Annotated in this window: 22 protein-coding genes and 1 tRNA gene; 3 read left to right on the forward strand and 20 right to left on the reverse strand. The window is 37.2% G+C overall.

What is annotated here, in order from left to right; all coding sequences use genetic code 11:
* Nucleotides 1–241: 241 nt before the first annotated feature.
* The 10 genes from JOC83_RS09575 to JOC83_RS09620 all read right to left on the reverse strand — a co-directional run bounded on the left by JOC83_RS09575 (nucleotide 242) and on the right by JOC83_RS09620 (nucleotide 10,970).
* Nucleotides 242–1,813 (reverse strand): gamma-glutamyltransferase family protein, encoded by a 1,572-nt coding sequence (locus JOC83_RS09575; protein ID WP_205186589.1) that lies wholly within the window; start codon nucleotides 1,811–1,813, stop codon nucleotides 242–244.
* A 154-nt stretch (nucleotides 1,814–1,967) separates the two neighbouring features.
* Nucleotides 1,968–2,201, reverse strand: coding sequence for a CapE family protein (locus JOC83_RS09580; RefSeq protein ID WP_205187269.1), 234 nt, complete (start codon nucleotides 2,199–2,201; stop codon nucleotides 1,968–1,970).
* 24 nt (nucleotides 2,202–2,225) lie between these two features.
* Nucleotides 2,226–3,785 carry a gamma-glutamyltransferase family protein gene (locus JOC83_RS09585; RefSeq protein WP_205186590.1) on the reverse strand — a complete coding sequence of 520 codons (1,560 nt, stop codon included), beginning with the start codon at nucleotides 3,783–3,785 and terminating at the stop codon, nucleotides 2,226–2,228.
* A gap of 26 nt (nucleotides 3,786–3,811) precedes the next feature.
* Nucleotides 3,812–5,095, reverse strand: coding sequence for a CapA family protein (locus JOC83_RS09590; protein ID WP_205186593.1), 1,284 nt, complete (start codon nucleotides 5,093–5,095; stop codon nucleotides 3,812–3,814).
* A 33-nt stretch (nucleotides 5,096–5,128) separates the two neighbouring features.
* Nucleotides 5,129–5,578 carry a poly-gamma-glutamate biosynthesis protein PgsC gene (pgsC, locus tag JOC83_RS09595; protein ID WP_205186595.1) on the reverse strand — a complete coding sequence of 150 codons (450 nt, stop codon included), beginning with the start codon at nucleotides 5,576–5,578 and terminating at the stop codon, nucleotides 5,129–5,131.
* 21 nt (nucleotides 5,579–5,599) lie between these two features.
* Entirely contained in the window at nucleotides 5,600–6,781 is a 1,182-nt protein-coding gene (pgsB, locus tag JOC83_RS09600) for a poly-gamma-glutamate synthase PgsB (RefSeq protein WP_205186597.1), read from the reverse strand.
* A gap of 518 nt (nucleotides 6,782–7,299) precedes the next feature.
* On the reverse strand, nucleotides 7,300–7,881 hold the full coding sequence (locus tag JOC83_RS09605) for a suppressor of fused domain protein (protein ID WP_239583442.1): 582 nt from the start codon (nucleotides 7,879–7,881) through the stop codon (nucleotides 7,300–7,302).
* 309 nt (nucleotides 7,882–8,190) lie between these two features.
* On the reverse strand, nucleotides 8,191–9,288 hold the full coding sequence (locus JOC83_RS09610) for a M24 family metallopeptidase (RefSeq protein ID WP_205186599.1): 1,098 nt from the start codon (nucleotides 9,286–9,288) through the stop codon (nucleotides 8,191–8,193).
* 48 nt (nucleotides 9,289–9,336) lie between these two features.
* Nucleotides 9,337–9,981, reverse strand: a complete 645-nt coding sequence (locus tag JOC83_RS09615) for a hypothetical protein (protein WP_205186601.1) — start codon at nucleotides 9,979–9,981, stop codon at nucleotides 9,337–9,339.
* 134 nt (nucleotides 9,982–10,115) lie between these two features.
* A complete protein-coding gene (locus tag JOC83_RS09620; protein WP_205186602.1) occupies nucleotides 10,116–10,970 on the reverse strand; it encodes a PhzF family phenazine biosynthesis protein in 855 nt (284 codons plus the stop codon).
* Nucleotides 10,971–11,121: 151 nt separating this feature from the next.
* Between JOC83_RS09620 and JOC83_RS09625 the strand changes: the two genes are divergently transcribed.
* A complete protein-coding gene (locus JOC83_RS09625; protein ID WP_338038896.1) occupies nucleotides 11,122–11,592 on the forward strand; it encodes a DUF2306 domain-containing protein in 471 nt (156 codons plus the stop codon).
* Nucleotides 11,593–11,787: 195 nt separating this feature from the next.
* Nucleotides 11,788–11,949 (forward strand): hypothetical protein, encoded by a 162-nt coding sequence (locus JOC83_RS09630; RefSeq protein WP_205186604.1) that lies wholly within the window; start codon nucleotides 11,788–11,790, stop codon nucleotides 11,947–11,949.
* A 95-nt stretch (nucleotides 11,950–12,044) separates the two neighbouring features.
* Here the strand turns inward: JOC83_RS09630 and JOC83_RS20255 are convergent, their stop codons facing one another.
* Nucleotides 12,045–13,214 carry a DUF418 domain-containing protein gene (locus JOC83_RS20255; RefSeq protein WP_205186605.1) on the reverse strand — a complete coding sequence of 390 codons (1,170 nt, stop codon included), beginning with the start codon at nucleotides 13,212–13,214 and terminating at the stop codon, nucleotides 12,045–12,047.
* A 159-nt stretch (nucleotides 13,215–13,373) separates the two neighbouring features.
* Here JOC83_RS20255 and JOC83_RS09640 point away from each other — a divergent pair, with 159 nt between their 5' ends.
* Nucleotides 13,374–13,739 (forward strand): cupin domain-containing protein, encoded by a 366-nt coding sequence (locus JOC83_RS09640; RefSeq protein ID WP_205186606.1) that lies wholly within the window; start codon nucleotides 13,374–13,376, stop codon nucleotides 13,737–13,739.
* Nucleotides 13,740–13,803: 64 nt separating this feature from the next.
* Here the strand turns inward: JOC83_RS09640 and JOC83_RS09645 are convergent, their stop codons facing one another.
* The 9 genes from JOC83_RS09645 to JOC83_RS09685 all read right to left on the reverse strand — a co-directional run bounded on the left by JOC83_RS09645 (nucleotide 13,804) and on the right by JOC83_RS09685 (nucleotide 21,544).
* On the reverse strand, nucleotides 13,804–14,661 hold the full coding sequence (locus JOC83_RS09645) for an STAS domain-containing protein (RefSeq protein ID WP_239583443.1): 858 nt from the start codon (nucleotides 14,659–14,661) through the stop codon (nucleotides 13,804–13,806).
* 210 nt (nucleotides 14,662–14,871) lie between these two features.
* Nucleotides 14,872–16,392 (reverse strand): ABC transporter permease/substrate-binding protein, encoded by a 1,521-nt coding sequence (locus JOC83_RS09650; protein ID WP_205186607.1) that lies wholly within the window; start codon nucleotides 16,390–16,392, stop codon nucleotides 14,872–14,874.
* Complete coding sequence (locus JOC83_RS09655; RefSeq protein WP_205186608.1) at nucleotides 16,389–17,348, reverse strand: ABC transporter ATP-binding protein; 960 nt, start codon at nucleotides 17,346–17,348, stop codon at nucleotides 16,389–16,391. The genes JOC83_RS09650 and JOC83_RS09655 overlap by 4 nt, the downstream gene beginning before the upstream one ends.
* Before the next feature lie 337 nt (nucleotides 17,349–17,685).
* Entirely contained in the window at nucleotides 17,686–17,823 is a 138-nt protein-coding gene (locus tag JOC83_RS09660; RefSeq protein ID WP_205186609.1) for a hypothetical protein, read from the reverse strand.
* A gap of 147 nt (nucleotides 17,824–17,970) precedes the next feature.
* Nucleotides 17,971–18,852: a helix-turn-helix domain-containing protein gene (locus JOC83_RS09665; protein ID WP_205186610.1), complete on the reverse strand. Its 882-nt coding sequence runs from the start codon at nucleotides 18,850–18,852 to the stop codon at nucleotides 17,971–17,973.
* A gap of 751 nt (nucleotides 18,853–19,603) precedes the next feature.
* Nucleotides 19,604–20,272, reverse strand: a complete 669-nt coding sequence (locus tag JOC83_RS09670) for a hypothetical protein (protein ID WP_205186612.1) — start codon at nucleotides 20,270–20,272, stop codon at nucleotides 19,604–19,606.
* Nucleotides 20,273–20,381: 109 nt separating this feature from the next.
* Nucleotides 20,382–20,564, reverse strand: coding sequence for a hypothetical protein (locus JOC83_RS09675; RefSeq protein WP_205186613.1), 183 nt, complete (start codon nucleotides 20,562–20,564; stop codon nucleotides 20,382–20,384).
* Between the two features lie 151 nt (nucleotides 20,565–20,715).
* A complete protein-coding gene (locus JOC83_RS09680; protein ID WP_205186619.1) occupies nucleotides 20,716–21,417 on the reverse strand; it encodes a tyrosine-type recombinase/integrase in 702 nt (233 codons plus the stop codon).
* Between the two features lie 53 nt (nucleotides 21,418–21,470).
* Nucleotides 21,471–21,544 (reverse strand) — tRNA-Thr (locus tag JOC83_RS09685).
* Nucleotides 21,545–21,628: the final 84 nt, after the last annotated feature.

The following is a 21,628-nucleotide window of genomic DNA, read 5'->3' on the forward strand; positions in this document are numbered from 1 at the left end:
TCTAATCACTTCTAACCATAAATAAGCAATCATTTTAAATCCTAGAAGTTCCCTTTATTATACACATCAAAGCGCTATCATTCTTGAGAACAAAGTTATAGATATTCTAGCCAAACGATAATCATAGGTATTTTACACTACACATTCTTACTTATATCAAACTCTTCTAGTCCATAAACGTACCTCTATGACAATAAAAAAAGACACGAATGCGCATTCTCTATGCATTCGTGTCTTTTTTCTATTGATCACTTTTTCTCCAAACACCTTTACGCCTTGGATCTCCGGCACCACCAACAATTTCGTTCGGGTGGTTTTTTACAAGGGCTTGAACGCCACCGTAGTAAATCTCGTCTTTTTTCACATTCACTTCTTGTCCATCATCTCTTAATTCTTCTTCTGTCTCTTCATCTAACTCTTCTTCTACATACATGGTTCCTTTATCAAATACAAATCTAGAACTCTCTACAGCTTCACCGATTGAGACATCTTCTTCAAAATGTTCAGCCATTACTTTTGCTAAGATTTGTGTCACTCGTGTCCCTCCGGCTGAGCCAATTCCCGTTACCCATTCACCATCATCACGAATAACGGTTGGTGCGGTAAACGTACGTGATCTCTTTCCCTCTTCTTTTGCATTTTTACCACTATGGAACGTATCAAGGTTATTATTTAAAAAGAACCCCTCGACTTGCTTACCTGTGCCAAAGAAGTTACTTAATGTATTCGTTGAAGAAACGGTTGTACCGTCGCGATCAATCACCACAAAATGTGTCGTACTTTCATGCTCTTCTTCATCTACTTCATCTTCATTTTGTTTCACATCGTCCATTTTTTTCAGTAAGTCCTCTACATACTCATCGCTTACCCATTTCTTTGAATCCTGTTCGTGGAACTTTGGGTCTCCCATCTTCACAAAGCGCTCTTCATACACTACATTTTTCACTTGCTCCATCTTTTCATAAAACATAGCTGGATCTTCGTTCTTTAACGCCCAAATGTCTTCTTTCTCAATCATTTTTAACATTTGAATAAGAGCAACTCCAGAAAATGGCGAAGGTGCAGATAAAATTTCTTTATCTTGATATTTCCCAACGACTGGGTCTTTCATTACAGTTTCATACTCTTTTAAATCTTCTTTTGAGATAGCCGTATGATCTTCCATTTCATCGGCGATGCTTCCCTCATAAAATGCATCAGCACCTTCGTCTTTAATTTTCGTTAACGTTTCTGCTAGCTCTGGCTGCTTTAACGTTTCCCCTGCCTCAATGGCTTCGTCATTGGGATAAAAGTTGGGTAAATCATCAACCGGCATACGGTCTTTCGATACTTTTAAACGCCAATGTAAAATATCATTTACTTCGAATCCTTCTTCTGCATATTTAATAGAAGGTTCAATTAGTTCTGCCATTGGTTTTGTGCCATACTTGTCATGGGCTACTTCCATTCCTTTTACAAAGCCAGGGACGCTCACACTTCCCTTTTCAGAGCTTGGCGCGACTTCACGGTAATCAATGTAAGAAGCATCCGTTCCTTCTTGAGCTGGAGCAATTAACATTCCACCACCGCCGCCTAATCCAGAGCCATACGGTTCTACTACTCCTAGTGCATAGGAAACAGCAATCGCAGCGTCAACTGCATTTCCACCGTTTTCAAGCACGTCCATTCCCACTTTCGCAGCTAACGGATCAGAAGCACTGACTCCGTAATTTGCCTCGCTCGTTTCTGCATGTGTTGATTTTGCGGTAACTGCTCCTCCTATAAGCACGGAAAAGGATAACAGAGGGGCTACCACTTTGTTGAACTTTTTCATCGTGATGGGTTCCTCCTTGATGTATAGTGAGCTAATTTTTAGTATGAATGCTCAAATAAAGCGATTTTTTCCAACAAAAAGCCCCTACATACGATCCATAAATGAATTGGATTTTCTATGCAGGGGCTTTAACTTTTTTCCGCTTGTAAACGGGTTACTTACCTTCTTTTGGTTGAGTTTGTACAGGCTGTTGATTTTGAACAGTTTGTTTTGCTTCTTGCACTTTTTGTTGAGCAGCTTGTTCAACTAATTGTATGTTTCGCTCAATCTTCTGTTCTTCAACCGGTGATAGTGTGTCTGAATGCTTTAATGCTCCTAATGTGACAACTAATCCTCCTACAATAACTACTGGTACAATTGCTCCTACTGCACGTTTTAACGCAACCACTTTTACATTCCTCCAATTTTATACTTACTTATTTTGTGTATTCCAAACGCCTTCACGGCGGGAATCAGCAGCACCTTTAATACTACCTTCTTCTAAGTCTTTCACTAACGCTTGAACGCCACCGTAAAACATCGGATTATCATTCTCAGGAAATTCATATCCGTATGTTTTTAATGCATCCGCTGTTTTCTCGTTCGGCTCTTTTTCCATATAAAGCTTACTAGAATCGTAGATAACGCGATTAGAGTCAACCGCTTCTTCAATTGGTTGGTCACCCTCGAAATAGTTTCCAATCACTTGCGTTAGTACCTGCGGAATGCGATTCCCACCAGGGGTTCCGATTCCTAATACCCACTCATCTTCTGCATCACGAATAATTGTGGGTGCAGTAAAGGTTCGAGGGCGTTTCCCCTCTTCTCGCTTGTTAATTCCTTCACCAAATGTATCAAGCGTGTTGTTCATAAAGAAACCATCTACGTTTTTTCCACTTCCAAAGAAATTACTGAGCGTATTTGTCGTCGAAACGACCGTACCATCGCCATCAATCACAACAAAATGAGTGGTACTTTCATGCTCCTCTACGTCACTCACTTTCGTTTTATCTGCCTCTGTCGAAGTGAGTTGTTTACGTAAAAGATCAACGTATTTATCAGTTGTCCAATCATCTGTTGCTTGCTTGATAAAAGCAGGGTCTGCCATTTTACCAAGACGGTCTTTGTAGGCTTTCTTAGAAATCTCGCCCATGTAGTGATAATACAGACTCGGATTATTTTCTTTTAGCTTCCACACTTCTTCTTTATCCACCATTTTTAACATCTGAATAAGTGTGGCTCCTGAAAATGGCGGTGGTGCGGTCACAATTTGATTACCTTTATATGACTCAATGAGCGGTTCACGCTCAATAACCTCATAATCCTCTAAATCATCGGAAGAAATCTTTGTTTCATCCTTTATGCTGTCAGCAATTTGCCCTTCGTAAAACGCTTTGGCTCCATCCTCTTTAATACGCTCAAGCGTTTTAGCAAGCTCTGGTTGTTTTAATGTTTTCCCTGCTTCAATTGCTTCTTCATCAGGATAAAAGTTGTCTAGTTCTTCTTCATCAATGTTATCTTTATAAGAATTTAAACGATCGTGTAACGATTGATCGACCTCAATGCCTTCTTTGGCTACTTGAATAGAGGGATCAATGAGATCACTCATCGGACGTGTTCCATAGTTGTCATGAATGTACTCCATTCCTGCAACAAATCCTGGTACACCCTCTTTTCCTTTATCTTTATCAGGTGCTGTTTCACGGTAATCAATGAATGTTGGGTCAGCATCGGCCGGATCAATGAGCATTCCTCCACCACCACCAATACCTGATCCATACGGTTCTGCAACACCTAATGCATAGGAAATAGCAATTGCGGCATCAACCGCTGTTCCTCCGCTTTCAAGTACATCTAATCCAATTTGTGTTGCTACTGGATCAGATGTACTTACAGCATAAGGTTCTTTCTTAAAAATAGTTTGATAGGAAACAATTCCAATGATCAGTGAAATGATGAGAATCGAAATCACAACTACCTTCCACTTTCTCATCAACCTTCACCTCCTTGGCTTATGCCTTACTGAGCATTCTCAGGATAGGCTTCTTCTGTGTTGTTCACTGGTGCTTCACTTGTGCTAGATTGGCCTTGCTTAGCATCATTGTTTGTTTTTTGTTGTTCTTCTTTTTGCTTACGCTCTTTCGCACGCTCAATGACATGTTCATGATCAAGCTTTAATTGGAACTTGTCTCCTTCTTTTTCAAGACGCGCTTCATTTGAAGAATACTTCGTTAAATCACGATAAATACGATTTTGCTTCCACTTGCTTTCTGTCGGCTGTGGGCTTCCTTCTTTGATTTGCATTGGGATGACATCAACCGTCGCTTCTCCTTGCTTATTTAAATGGTATTGAACCATTGCACTATTTTTCGTATTTGACCAACCTTGATCGAATACAAAGTTACCTAAGCTATAGAAGATAACCGCTCCGTTATACACATCGAATGATTGAACAACGTGTGGATGATGACCAACAATGACATCTGCTCCTGCATCAACCATAGCTTTTGCTAAACCTTCTTGACGAGGACTTGGTTCGACATCATACTCTTGTCCCCAGTGAGCATTGACCACAATTAAATCTGCATTCTCTTTTGCTTTTTGAATGACTTCAAAGATAAGATCTGGGTCTGCACTTAATACACCTGGGCGGTTTTCATCTGCCTTCATTCCTGGTACAAGTGTGTCGTTGAATCCTACTGTTGCAATACGAACCCCATCGACTTCTTTATACGAAATGGCTTCTTTTGCTTCATCGATGTTGTTTCCTGCACCCACATACTCTACTTTGTTTTGCTTAAATGCTTGCATTGTATCTTCAATGCCTTTTGAGCCAAAGTCCATCGTATGGTTATTAGCAAGAGATAACACATCAAATCCTGCATCTTTTACTGTTTGTAAGTCTTGTTCAGTACTTGATAAATGAATGTTTTTTTCTAATTTCTCATAGCTTTCTTCTTGTCCCATAATAACAGGGTGCTCATAGTTTCCACTTACGTAATCTGACTTTTCAAAGAAACCTTTTACATTACGGAATACAAAATCTTCACCGTATCGGTCTGTAATTTCTTTAATGTGGCGGCCCATCATAATATCGCCAACCATTGTTAGTGTCAGTTCATCATCATTGTTTTGTGCAAGCTTTGGGTTTTCAATGGCTTGAGAACGCTCCATCCAACCAGCAAATGCTAATACAGCAATAATGATAGGCGTAAGAATGAGTGCTTGACGTGCGCTTGATGGCTTCGTCTTTTTAATAAACATTAAAATCTTTTCTTGGAAATTCAGCGTCTTTTTCTTCATACGTCCCACCTTATCTACGAAAGATTGGTCTCATTAAAATAGGTAATAAACTTGCATAACTCCAAACGTAATTCCACTTAGTAATAGCGTACTGCCGACTGTTAATGGTAATCCTTGCTTTTGCATTGCATTAGCAATTAAGCCTGGTACGATAATTCCGATTCCACGAAGTTCGAACATTTCAAATGGTACGATTGGATAGGCATAATCAAAAATGAGCTTTAAGCACATACCCGTAATTAACATCGCTGCGAACTTTCTTCTTCCATATAAAATCATGAACTTTGAGATTCCATATACAACAATCACATACGTTAACATACTGATTAATAGCACAACAAGCATAAAGATTGGTTGATCAAACACAAGAGCTAAATAACCCGGTACGATAAGACCTGCTGGTAGTACTCCTGTTTTTTCTGTGAAAATTAAACTTAATGCTACTCCTAATACGAGTGCGATATATAAATCTGATCCGAACATTGTGTTGTTTCGCCTCCTAAATTAAACTGCTTTTTTCATTGATTTCATTTCAATAATTGCTTCTACTAACGGTTCAGCTGCACCGTGAATGTTACCAACTCCGTACACGATACGATCTTGAAGATATGGCTTCATTCGATTTAAAATTTCTTCTGTTGATGCATCCTCCATATCCCAGAACTCTTTTGTTGGAAGTTCACCACGTGCATGTGCATCTGCAATTGGGGATGTTGTTTGACCAATCGCAATCATAATATCTGCTTCGATATAAGGCATCACGTCTGCTGCGAACTGCTCGGTACGATCAACACGGTCTGGGCGGCAATTCATAATAACGATTGGAAGCTTCTCGCTATAATTCATTGAATCCACTCGCTCCCAAATACGTAAAGTAGACGAAGCATCATTTGCCGCGAATCCATTTACTAAGAACGCTGGATGTTGATCGTCTCCAAATGCTGTAATACGCATCGCACCTGGATCTGGCTGAGCATTTAACATACCACGTAATGCTGTTTCTTCATCAATTCCCAAAGCTTCTGCAACGGCTAAACCAATTGAGGCGTTGTCCGGGAAAATCATATAATCAAACTTACGTAAATACTCTTCTGAAATTTTACTGTTATCTGCAACAATGACTTTTGTGTTTCGTTTTTTAGCAATTTCTTTAAAGTACTCTAAGTACTCACTTTCAATTGTAACGAGATGTCCATCATACGGAATCGTTGCTGTAAAGGCTTGGGCAACTTCATCTAATGTTGGTCCCATTACATCCATATGATCTTCTAATACGTTTACGATGACGCCAACTTTTGCTTGAATGAGTTGATTTTGGAATGTAATTTGATAATCCGGTTGAACAGCCATACATTCACAAATCAGTGCTTCTGCACCTAAATCCGCAACTTCATTCACAACGCGTCGTTGTTCTCCGATATTTGGACCTTCCTTACGACGAATAATTGGCTCTTCCTCTGACGTATTCCAATAAATCATGCGCGCTTGCGTTCCTGTTGTTTTCCCAACTGTCTTATAACCTGCTTCTTTTACGATCCCTGTAATTAACCTTGTCACGGTTGACTTTCCGCGAATCCCGTTAATGTTTACTCGAATAGGGATGGAATGCAATTTCTTTAAATGTTTGCGGTACTCCCAGGCTCCATAACTAAGTAAAAATAAGCAACTAACAATGATGAGTATCATACCTGACTCTCCTTCCCACACAGGGTCTTTTGTTATTCACTCTACGAAAGAAAAAAAAGATAAAAAGAATGATTTCAATTCAATCTTTTGTAGAGTTTTTCTATCTAAATCTTGGCGAATAAATTATTCACCTAAAACAAAACCAATGTCATAGTAACACATCTATTTCGTAGTGAATGTTATAAAGTGTGTTATTTAAATTACAGCAATATTACACCTAAAACTTATTTAATGAGCACAAAGTCCTTAATTGACCTAATTTGTGGAATAAGAGGAATAATACTAGAAAAATAAGAACAAAAGCCTTAAAGCAAAGTGATTATATTGGTTCAAACATAAAAAATAGCGCTTGGACATAATAACCAAACGCTCCATTATTTTTCTATTGACTGGAAAATGGAAGGAAAATGTTTTTTCTAAAAATACAGACTATTTAGCCGCATATAAAAAATAGAATGTGCATTTGTAACAAATGCACATTCTATTTTTTATCACTATTATTATATTAAAATACTTTTTTAAAGGACGGATCTTCTCTCAAGATTGAATACATTGACTTGCGCATCATCAAAACGACTTAATAGTGAATCCACTCCATGTTCTAATGCAAATGTGCGCTCTTTTTCTGATATAGGAACTGCTTGTAGCCACGTTACCTTTTTATCTTCAAGTTCAATGGTTGATAACTGCTCCCATAAAAATGGTGGAATCAACAAAATATGTTGCATATGAAATGAATCGTCAATGATATGAATAATATCTTTATAGATTGCTCCTGGGAAAATCGAAACATGCGACTTCATCATATGATAGACACATGCTGCTAAAATCGTTGGAAAAATGGTAAAGTTAGATTGACAAGCCGCTACAATTTCAATGCGAAGTGGCACACCACCGACCGTGTAGCCTGTTGGACAATTGTAACCTCCAATGGTTGCATACGATGTTACACCCTCTCTTGGTGAATCGTCACGAAGTAACACATGTGCCTGTTTTCTCTGACGCTCATCTGTATAATCTTCAATTGTATAGTTTTCGCCAAACACATTGGCCGCTTTATGTATAATCATCTCTTGATCTTTTGTATACGTCATACTCATTAACTAGTTCCTCCTTGCATCCACACTTCTCACTTAAGCATATTATAAGATTCGTATGAATGAAACGATTTATGTCATTTATACTGAAATTGTCATCTTCCCGTAATAATTCGCTCTCTTTACACAAACCTTCGCAACGTATTGAACTTCTTTATAGCGTCAGTCATCTCATTTGGTAGAAGCAACAACTTCTTGCTACTTGACCTACATATGACGGGAGAGGTCATTCTATAAGTGAGGTAACAACTACTTAAGTATAGAAAATGGACCATGACACTTCTTCCATCATGGTCCATTTTCTAAATCGACTTATATAATTTGTAATTCCTTTGGATAATTTGTTAATGTTATTGCGCCCTCTTTTGTAATGACAACATCGTCTTCTATGCGCACACCACCGATTTCAGGAATATAAATACCGGGTTCAATGGTGTAAGCCATTCCTTCTTTTAATACATCATTGTTAGCTTTGCTCATTGACGGGAATTCATGAACGTTAATGCCTAGTCCATGGCCAAGTCTGTGTGGAAAGTAGTCTCCGTATCCAGCCTCTGTGATAATCGTACGTGCGATTACATCTAAATCGCCGATTCTAACTCCTGGCTTAGATGCATCAAGGGCTGCTTGTTGCGCTTTTCTTACTGTTTCATAGATGTCACGCTGCTTGTCTGAAACCTCTCCAAACACAACTGTACGAGTTATATCAGAACAATACCCATTTAACACAACACCCAAGTCAAATAAGACAAAGTCTCCCTTTTTTAATGTGCGCAGGCCAGGATTACCATGAGGTTCACCTGATTTTTCTCCAAAGAGAACCATCGTTGAAAACGACATTTCACAAATGCCTTTTCTCTTTAATTCATACTCAACTTTTGCAAGTACATCCATTTCAGTGACGCCTTCTTTTAAGGCTTCCACTCCTACTTGTACACCGTAATCTGCTAGTTCTGCAGCTTGTCGTAACACATCAATTTCATGCGCCTCTTTCACTACGCGTAGCTCATTTAACTTCACTTCGGCACTTTCTAATGATGCTGAAGGATACAAATTAAACAACTCTTCCGCTCGTGCATAAGAAAGCAACTCTTTTTCCACCGCAATTTTAGAAGCTGTTGTCATATTTCGTTTATGTAAAGATGCTTTAATAAGGTCCCAAGGGTTTTCGTGGTCTTCATATCCTAGCACTTCATACTCCCAACCTGAACTTTTTGCTTGATTAACTTCCATCGCTGGACAAACCAGTAATGGTTCAGCTTCTTGGAAAACAAATAAACCAAGTAAGCGCTCATGTGGATTTGTATAGAATCCTGTTAAATAAAAAACGTTTTCAGTAGAATGGATAAACGCAAGATCATGATGATGTTCTTTCAACCACTCTACAACCTGTTGAAGTCGTTGTTGCATAAAAAAAAGCTCCTTTCAATCTTAAACTCCTATTCTATCATAGCACTGTTATTGTTTCTTTTGAATGGCAATCCTCACAAGCCAATCTTGCTCATTGTACTCGTTTTGAATTTCATACGTTCCTTGTTCAAAGTAATGTTTTACAACGTAAGCTTGAGCTTCTTGATCATTAACAAAACCTAAATCAGATAAAAGATAATACCCCTCATCTAACACCATCGTATGCGAGACCGCTATATGTGAAATTGTGTCCTCTTCATCATCTAGAATAATAGATAAACCATCTCTGCTTTTAGCTAATTCAAATTCACCTGTATGATCAAGATGAATAAGCGGTGCTAAAAAGCCGTCTACATCGACTAACAATGTACCTTGTACAACAGCTGTAGACCAATGATCGGTGTATACAAATTGATAGCTTACCTGTTCACCACTACCATTACATAATCTCATAAAAAATTCGAGAGAATACTTCTCTTCCACATCGTAAAATTCAATGAAAAATCGATTGGTCTGCTTTTGAATGATTTGATTGTTCACCAAAGAATCGTTTTGAAGCTTTTTCAAAAGCGCTGGGCAACCTTCTCCCCACACAAATGCCCCTAAAAGGCTTCCTTGTCCATAAGCTTTCCACTGTGTTGCGGCCTGTTCTGGCATCAGTACAATCGTAGGTGATGCAACATAAATACTCATGACTCACAACTCCTTTATTTTGTGTGCACAAATACGCACACGTCGACGGTTACTATGATCGGTTATTGATTTTAGTCTATTCTATATAATTAGAAATCAACCTCGCCTTTTCCTTCTTTTTCCTATTATCATTTTTAACGATGTACAAGAGCGGTTCCGATAACCTCTGATTCAATCATGCTATCATTCTCTATTACTGGACGAGCCATGATGACACTTGGTTTTCCCATTGCTACCCCTTGAATAATACGGGACGGTTTGGAGGGATCATGTAGTAGCTGATGCTTGACTGCATAAACACTTAATGCGGAAGCAGCCACTCCAGTCGCTGAATCTTCTTTGTAGCCTGAGTTATTAGGAAACTGTCTTGCTTGAAATGTATTTTCTTCCCCTTCGACAATCGCAAACGGATAAAAGCCTGTCGTTTCATACTTGTCACATAAAGACCAAAGCTTATTAAAATCCGGTTCAATGGTATGTAGAGTTTTCTCATCTTTAATTGGTACAAGTAACTTTGAACGAGATGTTGAAATAATTTCAGGCAGGAAACGAGCAAAATCATGTTCATTGATTTGTAGGGCTTCGCATAACTCTTGACGAGATGGTACGCGCTGTTGATACGTCGGTTTCCATTGCTTCACTGTTACAAATATCACATCGTTTTCTTGCTTCCACTGTACTTCTACTTCACCTAGCTCTGTTTCAATAAAGGTGGGTGATTGTGTGATTCTGCCTTCCTCTACTAAAACGGTTACCGCACCAATTGTCGCATGCACACACATACTCATTTCATTGTTTGGAACAAAGTAGCGAAGCTTCCACTCACAATTTTTGTGAGTCCCCTTTTCTACAAATACACACTCAACTCCAAATTCTTTCGCCATTTGTTGCATTTCCTCACTCGTTTGACCATCACCATCTAACACTACAGGACACGGATTACCCCCACCTTCTTTTAACGCAAACACATCCGTATGTACAATTTTCATGTTTTATACTCCTCCCTCGCATCATTCATACCTCCTATTGTAGCGCAGTTGAGCGAGATTGACGATAAAGCCACCTCTCACCTGAAGAATATATACACCACTTAGAAAATAAGATAAAATGGAAATATTGGTAAAAAAGGAGGCGGCCGTGGTGTTCTTATTTCTACATATTATAGCTGGGTGTATTTGCTTACTAACTGGATTGCTGGCGATGATTTCAAGAAAGAAAAAAGGTATACATAGCCTTGCAGGAGAAGTGTATCATTGGTCCTTTGTTGTTGTGTTTGCCACTTCCATTATTATGGCGCTATTGAATTGGCGTGAAAGTGCGTACTTATTTTTCATTGGCATCTTCTCGTACTCATTTGCATTATCTGGCTATATCGCCGCAAAGCGTAAGAAAAGAAATTGGATAGGGGCTCATATAGGAGGCATGCTTGGTTCCTATATCGCAATCATTACCGCTGTCATTGTGGTGAATGCTCCAAAGCTAGAGCTATTGAATGACATTCCAATCTTACTACTTTGGTTTCTGCCCACAATTATTGGTTCACCTCTTATTTTTCTGACTAGACGAACTTACGCAACTCGTAAAAAAATGCCTTCTTCAAAGAACATTTAACATTATCTAAAAGGAAGGGAAAAATGAACCATCCCATTAATACACTTTCTCTTATTCATCTTCATCACCCTTTTAATTCAAATCGGAATCAGCTATTTTCTATCCCAAAAGGTCGACATACGACTAATTGATGCCATGTTTTATGTTGGCGTATTTTTCACCGTTACTTCTATCTATTTTTCTAGTAGCGGCGGCATGACAACGAATTACAGCCAATCACAAGTAGCTACAAGCTACCAAGGATTAAAAAACAACTATTTGTTTAAACGAACAGTTGGTTCACTCCGCATCAACTTTGTAAATGTCAGGTCTGTTCTATTTTTACTTATTGTAATGATTAGTGGATTTATTGTATAAGAGAGAAAGGTTGTCTCAAGAAGCGGAAACAAACTCTTTGAGGCAACCTTTTTAGTACTGACAAATCATGAAGGTTAAACTTTTATGAAAACCTCTTATTGCGGTGTATGTGTATGATGGTGTTTCAGTCTTTTTAATGGCAAATTCCCTAAAGTTCTCCAAACATACTCAACTGGTCCTAATGTAAAGAACCTCAACCATAAGTGAGCAAACATAAACATTAACATGCAGATTGCTAACCAAATAATAAATGTATTGAGCCCAGAGTAATGTTCGCTTAACCCAAATCCCCATCCATAAAACAAGATTGATGAGGCAATATTTTGAAGGATATAGCAACTAAGTGCCACTTTTCCAACCTCTTCAAATCTAGATAATAAAAATGAATGCTCCGCTCTTTCTAACATCCATGCGAGTAATCCTAAATAGCCCAATGATAAAACTGGTGCAAATAAATACCGAACACTAATATCGAAGAAACCACCTGGTACAAAAGTTAGAGCATTTAACGGAATACCAAATAATAGTCCATAAATTAATAGTTTACGTCGTTTCATTCTTCCTTGTTCGTCCATCATAAATACACCTGAACGAACAAACAGAACACCAAGCAAAAATAATAGAATATTCATTGGCAACACCATTATCGCTTCTGAGCGGAGTGCCCAAAAATCAGTCAAACGCATTTGTACTTGTTCCAACCACGTTCCTGTCATATAGAGCGCACTTACTTCCATCATCTCTATTTTTAATTCCTGTGATAACGCAGGAACTTTTACTAACATTTGAAAACTAACCGTTAATAAACTAACAATCAGAAGGTGTAGACCGATACAAATACCAATTACCCACTTCATCACTCTTTTACTTTTCGTCACAATAAATGAAACAATTATCGCAGTCACTGCATAACTCATTAAAATATCATATTCAAAGACAAGAATATAATGAAGAAGTCCGTCTAAAAACAGTAAAAAAGCTGTCCAAATGTACATCCAAGGCCATAATCCTTTTGTTTTTTGTAGTTTTCGACGCTTCAACTCTAATCCTGCTCCAAATAAAATTGTTAAAAGAGCTAAAAACTTTCCATTTGTAAAGAATGCAAAGATCATCATCATGCTTGTATCTACTTGTTCCCACCATTTCGAATTTCCACCTAAAAAAAGTGTAAAATCACCTAGTGTCGCAAATAACCAGATGTTCGTTCCTAATGTTCCTAAGATTGCGAAACCCCTTAAAATATCTAATAATCTGAGTCGATTCACTCAACCTCTCCCACCTTTTCATAAAATATTACACCTTTTTAAAAATACCATTTTTTTGTATAAAATGTCGCAAAATAAATTTGAAAGAAAGAGGATTCTAACTTGGCTCCCTCGAATCATAGGATTATAAAAAGATTTCATTATTAGGGAGATGACAGTATGAAGTTGTTTCACTTTGACCAAGAAGAAGCTCAGATAATGACGCAGTATAACTCAAATTTTAAAATGACAAAGCTGTTAGCAAAAACAGGTGATGTTCATATTTCCTGTCTATATATTGACGACGGTGACTATGTGGGAGAACATGAAGCAACGGTTCCGCAGCTATTCCTTGTTGTTCAAGGAGAAGGTGTCGTCCGAGGGAATGAGAAAAGTGAAATGCGTATTAAAGCTGGCGAAGCAGCCTATTGGAAAGCTGGTGAACTCCACGCAGCTCGAAGTGAAAGAGGCATGATGGCAATTGTCATTGAAGGGCTCGATATCAATCCTGAGCTATTCATGAAACAAATCGTACACGCTTCATAATTTAATGATTATAAATAAAAACCTCCTGTTGAGTACCTCTATCATGGACTCAGCAGGAGGTTTCTTATGCTTGCACCTTAATTTCTAATCCGATTGAAGCAAGTGCTTTCGCTAAGTTTGATTGAGTTGGAATATCCACAAAATCCAACCCTAGATTCACCGCTGTTTGCGCTACTTCTGGACGAATACCAGAAAGAGTGGTTTCAACACCTAACAATCGCAGTGTTTCCACTACTTGAAAGATTTGATGCGCAACCATCGTATCCACAATTGGAACACCTGACAAATCAATAAACAAATGTGAGATTTTACGCTCTTCACATTGCTTTAAAGTTGACTCTAAAATATATTTTGCTCGATTCGTATCAATGTCACCAATTAAAGGTAATACACCAATCTCAGCTGTAATTGGAATAATTGGTGAACTAAGCTCATTAATCATTTCTTGTTGAGCCGTCAAAAGTTCTTTATTTAGCTTATAATATTCTTCCGTAAATTGCGTAATCACATAATCGAACGAGCGATTCATCATATCACTCCACTTTAATACGTCTGAAGTAGAAGCTTGTGATTGATGATCTACAACATACTGCTTAATCACATTCCAAAACGATGTACGCAAATTGTAAAACTGTTGAATGATTTCATAAATTGGAGTCTGATGAGCAGCACGGCGCTCCGCCACTTTGTCCGTCCACGCTTTAATTCCTTGTTCAAACCCATGTTGATCATCATTAAACATTTTACATATCGCTTGAATGAGGATTCTCGTTGAATCAATCAGTTGATTTTCCGTTTCAATTGGTGCGTTTGCCGAGTATACAGAATGAGGCTTTATTTCTCTCGCTTGTAGCCATCCTTCTAACATCGTATCGCATTTGGTAAGTAAGTAATCATAAAATTGATCTGTTTCTGTTTTCATGTCCACACCTCTACTATTTCGTATATTCTACGACTCTATAAATCGCAAGTTGTTAGGAACTGCTGAAAAGGCGGCGATAAAACCTCACTTGTTACATCATTAATCGATGCAGTTTGTAAATCCCTCTCTCTACCAAACCATATTTTATATAAGGAATCAACCCCAAAAAGGCAGTATCAAAAGGAAAGCTTCCTTTTGACACAACCTCTTTTATTTTACTAACCCTTTAGCTGATAAATACTCTTTCGCTACATCGGCAGCTGTTCGACCTTCTACATTCACCTGATAGTTCATATCACGCATTTCATCATCTGTAATTTGATTAGCAAGCTTGTTTAGCGCATCTTCAATTTCCGGGTACTCTTTTAACGTATCGCTTCGTAAAAGAGGTGCTCCTTGATATGGAGGAAATAAGTTTTGATCATCTTCTAATACTTTTAAATTAAACTGTTTCACTTCGGCATCAGTAGAATACGCATCAATTAAGTTAATATCTCCCGTTTCAATAGCTCTATATCGTAGCTTCGGCTCCATTGTTTGTAAGTTATTAAACCTTAGTCCATATTGTTTTTGAATGCCTACATATCCATCTTCACGGTCTTTAAATTCTAATGTAAAACCGACCTTCATTTCATTTACAACACCCTGTAAGTCTGAAATTGTTTGTACATTCTTTTGCTCTGCAAACGCATTCGGTATGGCTAACGCATACGTATTATTGAATTGCATTGGCTCTAAATATACAAGATCAAATTGTTCTTTCATTCCTTTTTTCGCTTGTTCATACACTTCACGCGCATCATTGCTGACTGCTTGTTCTTTCATATGAGTGACAATTACAGTTCCAGTGAACTCAGGATAAATATCAATTTCTCCACTTTGAAGCGCTTGATAGACAAACGTTGTTTTTCCAAGCGATGGCTTTAAGCCCACTTTTAAATCTGTTTCTTCTTCAATTAATAGTTTATACATATTGATTAACACATCTGGCTCTGCACCAATTTTACCGCCAATTACTACATCTGGTTCTGTTGCTTTCATAAATGCAAACGGAGAAGCGAGAAGCAATACAAGAACAGTAGCTAAAGTAAACGATCGCTTTGCAGACCCTTTACGTGAGGATTGCTCGATGCCTCGCAACACGATATCAAATAGGATAGCTAGGAGGGCAGCCGGAATCGCCCCGAGTAAAATTAAACCGTTATCGTTTCGATCAATTCCGAGTAAAATGAGGCTCCCCAACCCACCTGCTCCAATAAGAGCTACAATTGTAGCTGTTCCAATGATTAATACCATTGCCGTCCGAATTCCAGCCATAATGACAGGTAATGCAAGGGGTAACTCTACTTTCCAAAGTTGCTTAGATGACGTCATCCCCATTGCTTTTGCTGCCTCAATTAAAGATGAGTCGACTTCTTTAATTCCTGTATATGTATTACGTAAGATTGGTAGTAATGAATATAAAAATAAGGCAATGACTGCTGGCACCTTTCCAATACCGACAAGAGGAATAAGCAAGCCTAATAAAGCAAGAGAAGGAACCGTTTGAAGCACAGCTGTTATACCAATAATTGGCTCAGCAATGTGCGGCTTTCTTGTTAAGTAAATACCTAGTGGTACTGAAATCGCAACGGCGATAATAAGAGCCAATATAGAAATTTGGATGTGCTCTAACAGTGCTTGCAAAAGCTCTGACCCTCGCACTTCTATTAATGTTTGAAAAGCATTCATCGCATCATCACTCTCCTTTCTTTGTTTTGTTCATAAAGAAAGGAAACAACACTTTGTCGTGTAATCACACCGATTTGAATGTCATTTTCAATAATACGCACTCCGTCGTGATAACGTAATTTTTCTAACGCATCACTAATCGTTGCTTCTGCATCAATTGTTTCACTTCCTTCAATCGGAATGTGAACACTACCTTGTTGAATGAATTCTTTCAGTGACAAATCTAATACGCTTTGTTGATCTCCAATAAATGATTTCACAAATTCATTTTTTGGACGCTTAATAAAATCTTCTGGTGTTCCTACTTGAACAACTTTTCCATCTTTCATTAAACAAATGCGATCACCAATCTTTAACGCTTCGCTCATGTCGTGCGTCACAAATACGATCGTCTTTTTAATTTTTTCTTTTAACCGCAAAAAGTCTTCTTGTAGCTGTTCACGACTAAGGGGATCAAGCGCACTAAATGGTTCGTCCATTAAAATAATAGGTGGATCAGCTGCAAGTGCACGCGCTACACCGACTCGTTGCTGTTGACCTCCTGATAGCTCAGATGGCTTACGATTTCGATATGTCTCTGGTTCTAAGCCTACTAGCTCTAATAATTCATCCACACGATTTTTAATGTCTTCTTTTTTCCACGCCTTTAACTCCGGTACAATTGAAATGTTTTCTGCAATTGTCATATGTGGAAATAGTGCAATTTGTTGAAGAACATAACCAATATTCCAACGGAGCTCATGAATGTTATGATCGATTACTCGCTTATCATGAATATATAAATCTCCATCTGTTACTTCATGCAATCGGTTAATTAGCTTAAGAGTTGTCGTTTTCCCACAACCACTTGGACCGATAAATACAAAAAACTCACCGTCTTTAATTTCCAAATCCACATCATCCACTGCTTTTGTTCCGTCTTCATATACTTTTGATACATGCTTAAATGTAATCAACCTCACCGCACTCCTTGCTCGTTTATTCACAATAGTTACTCGTACCCTATAACCGAACTATCAAAACCTTTATTTCTTATTTTTTCTAGTTTTTTCTGTTTTATCCTTTCTCATAAAGTAAAAAACCACACGTTCTAATTATAAGAGTGTGGTTTTAACAATATGTCTATGGGAAAAAGATATATTTTCATGCAATATCCCTTATTCTCCTATCAGTCATACAAATCAAATGAGAAGGCAAGAGATAATCAGTGCTATGTCAAATAGAATTCTTTTGGCTCGTATCGACACATCGTCATAAAAAAATAGAAGGTTTTTAGCCTTCTACTTTTGTGGATTAATGTTGTTCAGGTAAAATATACGCTTTGAATGTTGGCTCTTCAGCTTGAACTGTTACTGTTGTTGTACCTCCAAATGTAAACACCGCTGCTGCTACAGTTACTACCATGCTTAATTTTAAAATTGCTTTTTTCATTTTAATGCCCTCCTTAATAGTTTCACTTATAAACCTATTGTACTATAGAATTCAAAACTACCTTTTCCTGTATATAAGGCCTATAAAGCCACTTTTTTGCATATAGTTCCTTTTCTCTCTGTTTTTCTTCTTAAATTATAATTATAGTTATATTTTAAAAGCGATTTTATCTAACTCTCTTTTCACCATATTTATAAGTTGTTGGTTACTACTAATTTCAAAAATTAGAATTGCTTTATTTAAGTACTCTACAGCTTCTTTTTCTCGTCTTAATTGAGCCATTGAATAGCCAACCATGTAATATAACTCCCCTAATAAATACATGCTCTCATTACTTATACATTGCTTTACACCCTTTAGGGCAAATTGTATAGCTTCTTGATAGTTGCAACTTCTTCCATATGTTCGTGATACACCATATAAAATTCTCACTTTAATGTGATGATCTTTTATTTGAGGAAGCTGACTGAGATGCTGTAATGCTTTTTTAAACGAAATAATTGCTTCATCATATTCATTCTCTGAATCGTAAATGATAGCAATACTAGAAAGGATTTCAATTTCATTTTCTTTATAAAAGTTTTGTCCTTGACGTGTTAACTGAATAGCTTCTTTTAAAATTTCTATGGCCTTTTGTTTATCTTTTGTTAAATGGTACGTACAAATTCCTTCATGCCAAATCAAGAATTGCTTATTTGATGCGCTTTGAAACAATGGGCTTGTTTTTTCCTTTTCAATCATAAACGCTACAGATTCGTAGTCCCGTTGTCTGACGTAGCGCCTAATTAACCCTTTTACTTCATCGACATAATCAAGTCGTGGTGTGTTCATATTCTCAAAGAAATAGTTCATATCCACGCCAAGTCGTTTCGAAATTTCGTACAGCGTATTGCTGTATGGAAATTCGCTTCCTTTTTCAAGCTTACTAATTTGAGCTTGAGAGCAAATACCGTTAGCAAGCTCTTGCTGCGATAAACCGGCAAGTTGTCGCAGCTCACGAATAATCTGACCTAATTGTTTTTGCTGCATCGTTTTTTCCCCTTTAGCACTAAAGTCATTTTGCCTTTATTATACAGTAGATTTATGACTAATAGCATACAAAAACCAAAGAAGACCCAAAAAAATGAGCACATTAGACTATTCCTTTCGTTTATGACACTCATTTCCTTCTCTTTCTACTGAAAGTGCTTTTATATGAAGAAAAGAATATACAAAAAAGAGCACTCGGTTTGAACCGAATGCTCTTTTGATGATGCTGATGACAGGGATCGAACCTGCGACCTCATCCTTACCATGGTAGGGTAAACTACTATGCCTGTATATCAAGTGGTTATAAGTAATTATTACTACACAACCACTTCACTGTTAAATTTTTATTATTAAATGGTTGCTGATAGTTGTAAAGCGTTTGTTATAAGAAACTTTACTGAGTATTTTCGTGTTGCTATAGACACGCACAAGCGAATGAACTTCCAATTAAACTACAATTCTTAGATGTTCAAGCTGTCACTTATACAATCATCATAGGAACACGACATAATTTATCGGAGATATAAAAAGGGAATACGACATTTATAAACGATAACACCCGTTTTCAAGTATGTTAGGAAATACAATAATATCTTGTTTCCTAATGGAATACGCAATAAATAAGGAGAAATTAAAGGGAATTTTCCAGGCGATATTCAATGAAATTAAAAGAAGAACCTTATCCGATTCATTTTAAGGGTGCTGGAATAAAAAAGAAGGGTAGTTCCCCCCTTCTACAGCTAATGATAGACTACAAACAAATTTCGAAAATCACGTTATTTATTATTCTTAAATTAAAGAATTGGTCAAATCCTACAACGACTCCAGGTATAAAGAAAGGGACAATATTGAAGATTAACTCTGCAGCAAATCCAAAACCTGTATTAAAAAATACAATTTCCCATCCGATTGGACAAAAACCTCTATCATATCCACCATATGGAGATTGACTACTACCTGTTTGCATGATTTGAGTTAGTTGCAGCAAAGTCTTAGGTCTTTGTTGGACTACTAATTGTAATAATTGTGGGTTAGAATTCAGTTGATTTACTAGATTTACTGCTGTTTGCGGTGGAGGTGAAGTTGGCCTCGGATATTGTTTTAATAATGAAGCAATATTTATATTTGTTCCTGGTATAGTTCCTCCAGTTTGATTTCCAACACCAGTACCAATCGGTATTGAACCCATTCCAGTACCAATTGGTATCGAACCCATTCCAGTACCAATTGGTATCGAACCCATTCCAGTACCAATTGGTATTGAACCCATTCCAGTACCAATTGGTATTGAACCCATTCCAGTACCAATTGGTATTGAACCCGTTCCAGTACCAATCGGTATTGAACCCGTTCCAGTACCCATAGTTGGTGGCGTACCTATCGCACCATATCTCATATCATCAAACATATAATTGTACATAAATTTCTCCTTTAATTAATTATTAGACGCTAGGCATCTAACACTAGGCTATGAAGAAATAAACAAATTGTATAGGTTAAAGCCTAATTAAAGAATAAATGTCTAGGTGTCATAACTTAGAAGTATGGAGTATCTCTCTCTCCTGTTTCTCTTCAATACGATCTAAACGCTTGTTTATTGATTCCATTTCATTGTTAAATACGCTACGCGTTTCATTTAATAATGTACGTAACTCTTTTAGTTCCTTATGTAGCTGTTCAGCTTGCTTTTCTAAACGCTTAACGTGATTCAATATAATCAATCTCCTTGTAATGCTTCAGTTTATAAAAGAATAGCTTTTTTATTAGTTTCATTGCCTCTATACCTACTATATTGTAAATAAATCACCCTACTTTTACTTCGAATTGGATTTAGCATATTCTTTAATTGCTTTGTATAATAAATTAGAAATAAAACATAATGGATAATATTGAATGAATTTGAATTCTGAAAGAGATTATAATATCCTTACAGACAAAGAAATAATATATAGGAATTGTTTCAAGTTTGCGATTTTTACCAAAAATACTCATTGTATTATTTTGAAAATCAATGTCATACCACTTTAGACCGCACATTTCCGATAAGCGAACACCACTAGAGATCAGCGTAACAATGATTGCGCAATCTCTATACGCATAAAATGGCTTATCACGATGCTTTATCCTTCTGTAGTAATTCAACACCTGAGTTATGTGGTAGTCTGAAAAAACATCAATTCGTATATCTTCCTTGGCACGTTTAATTTTTTCAGCGGGATTTTTTTCTAATACTTCAATTTCAATCATGTAATTTAAAAATGCTTTTACTCTTTGAAGTTTAGAGTTAGTAGTAGTTGAGTTGTTACCTACCTTTTGATAATGAAGGAGATATTTTTTTATGACGTTAGAAGTAATGTCTTGAACGTTAATTACTTCATTCTCCGCACAGAACAATTGAAATTGTCCTAAAATATCTTTGTAATTTGAAATTGTAGTAGGGGATAAATTTTTAAATTTCCTATCATCTAGAAAATCTTGAATAGCAAATTTTAATAACAAAAAAGCCACCTCACCTTTATTAGTAAAGTGGCTTTTTTGTGTTGTAGCTAGTTTGACCACAACCATCGTACAGCATATCTTTCAAAAACACTGTACAACCCTTGATATAACTGCATTGATGCTGATGACAGGGATCGAACCTGCGACCTCATCCTTACCATGGATGCGCTACTACCTACTGAGCTACATCAGCGTTAGACATTTTATATCTTACCATATTTGACTGGAATTGAAAATAGATTCTCCACTTTTTTTTATCACTTCTAACTCTTTAAAC

The organism is Priestia iocasae, assembly GCF_016909075.1.
GTDB classification, from domain to species: Bacteria; Bacillota; Bacilli; order Bacillales; family Bacillaceae_H; genus Priestia; species Priestia iocasae.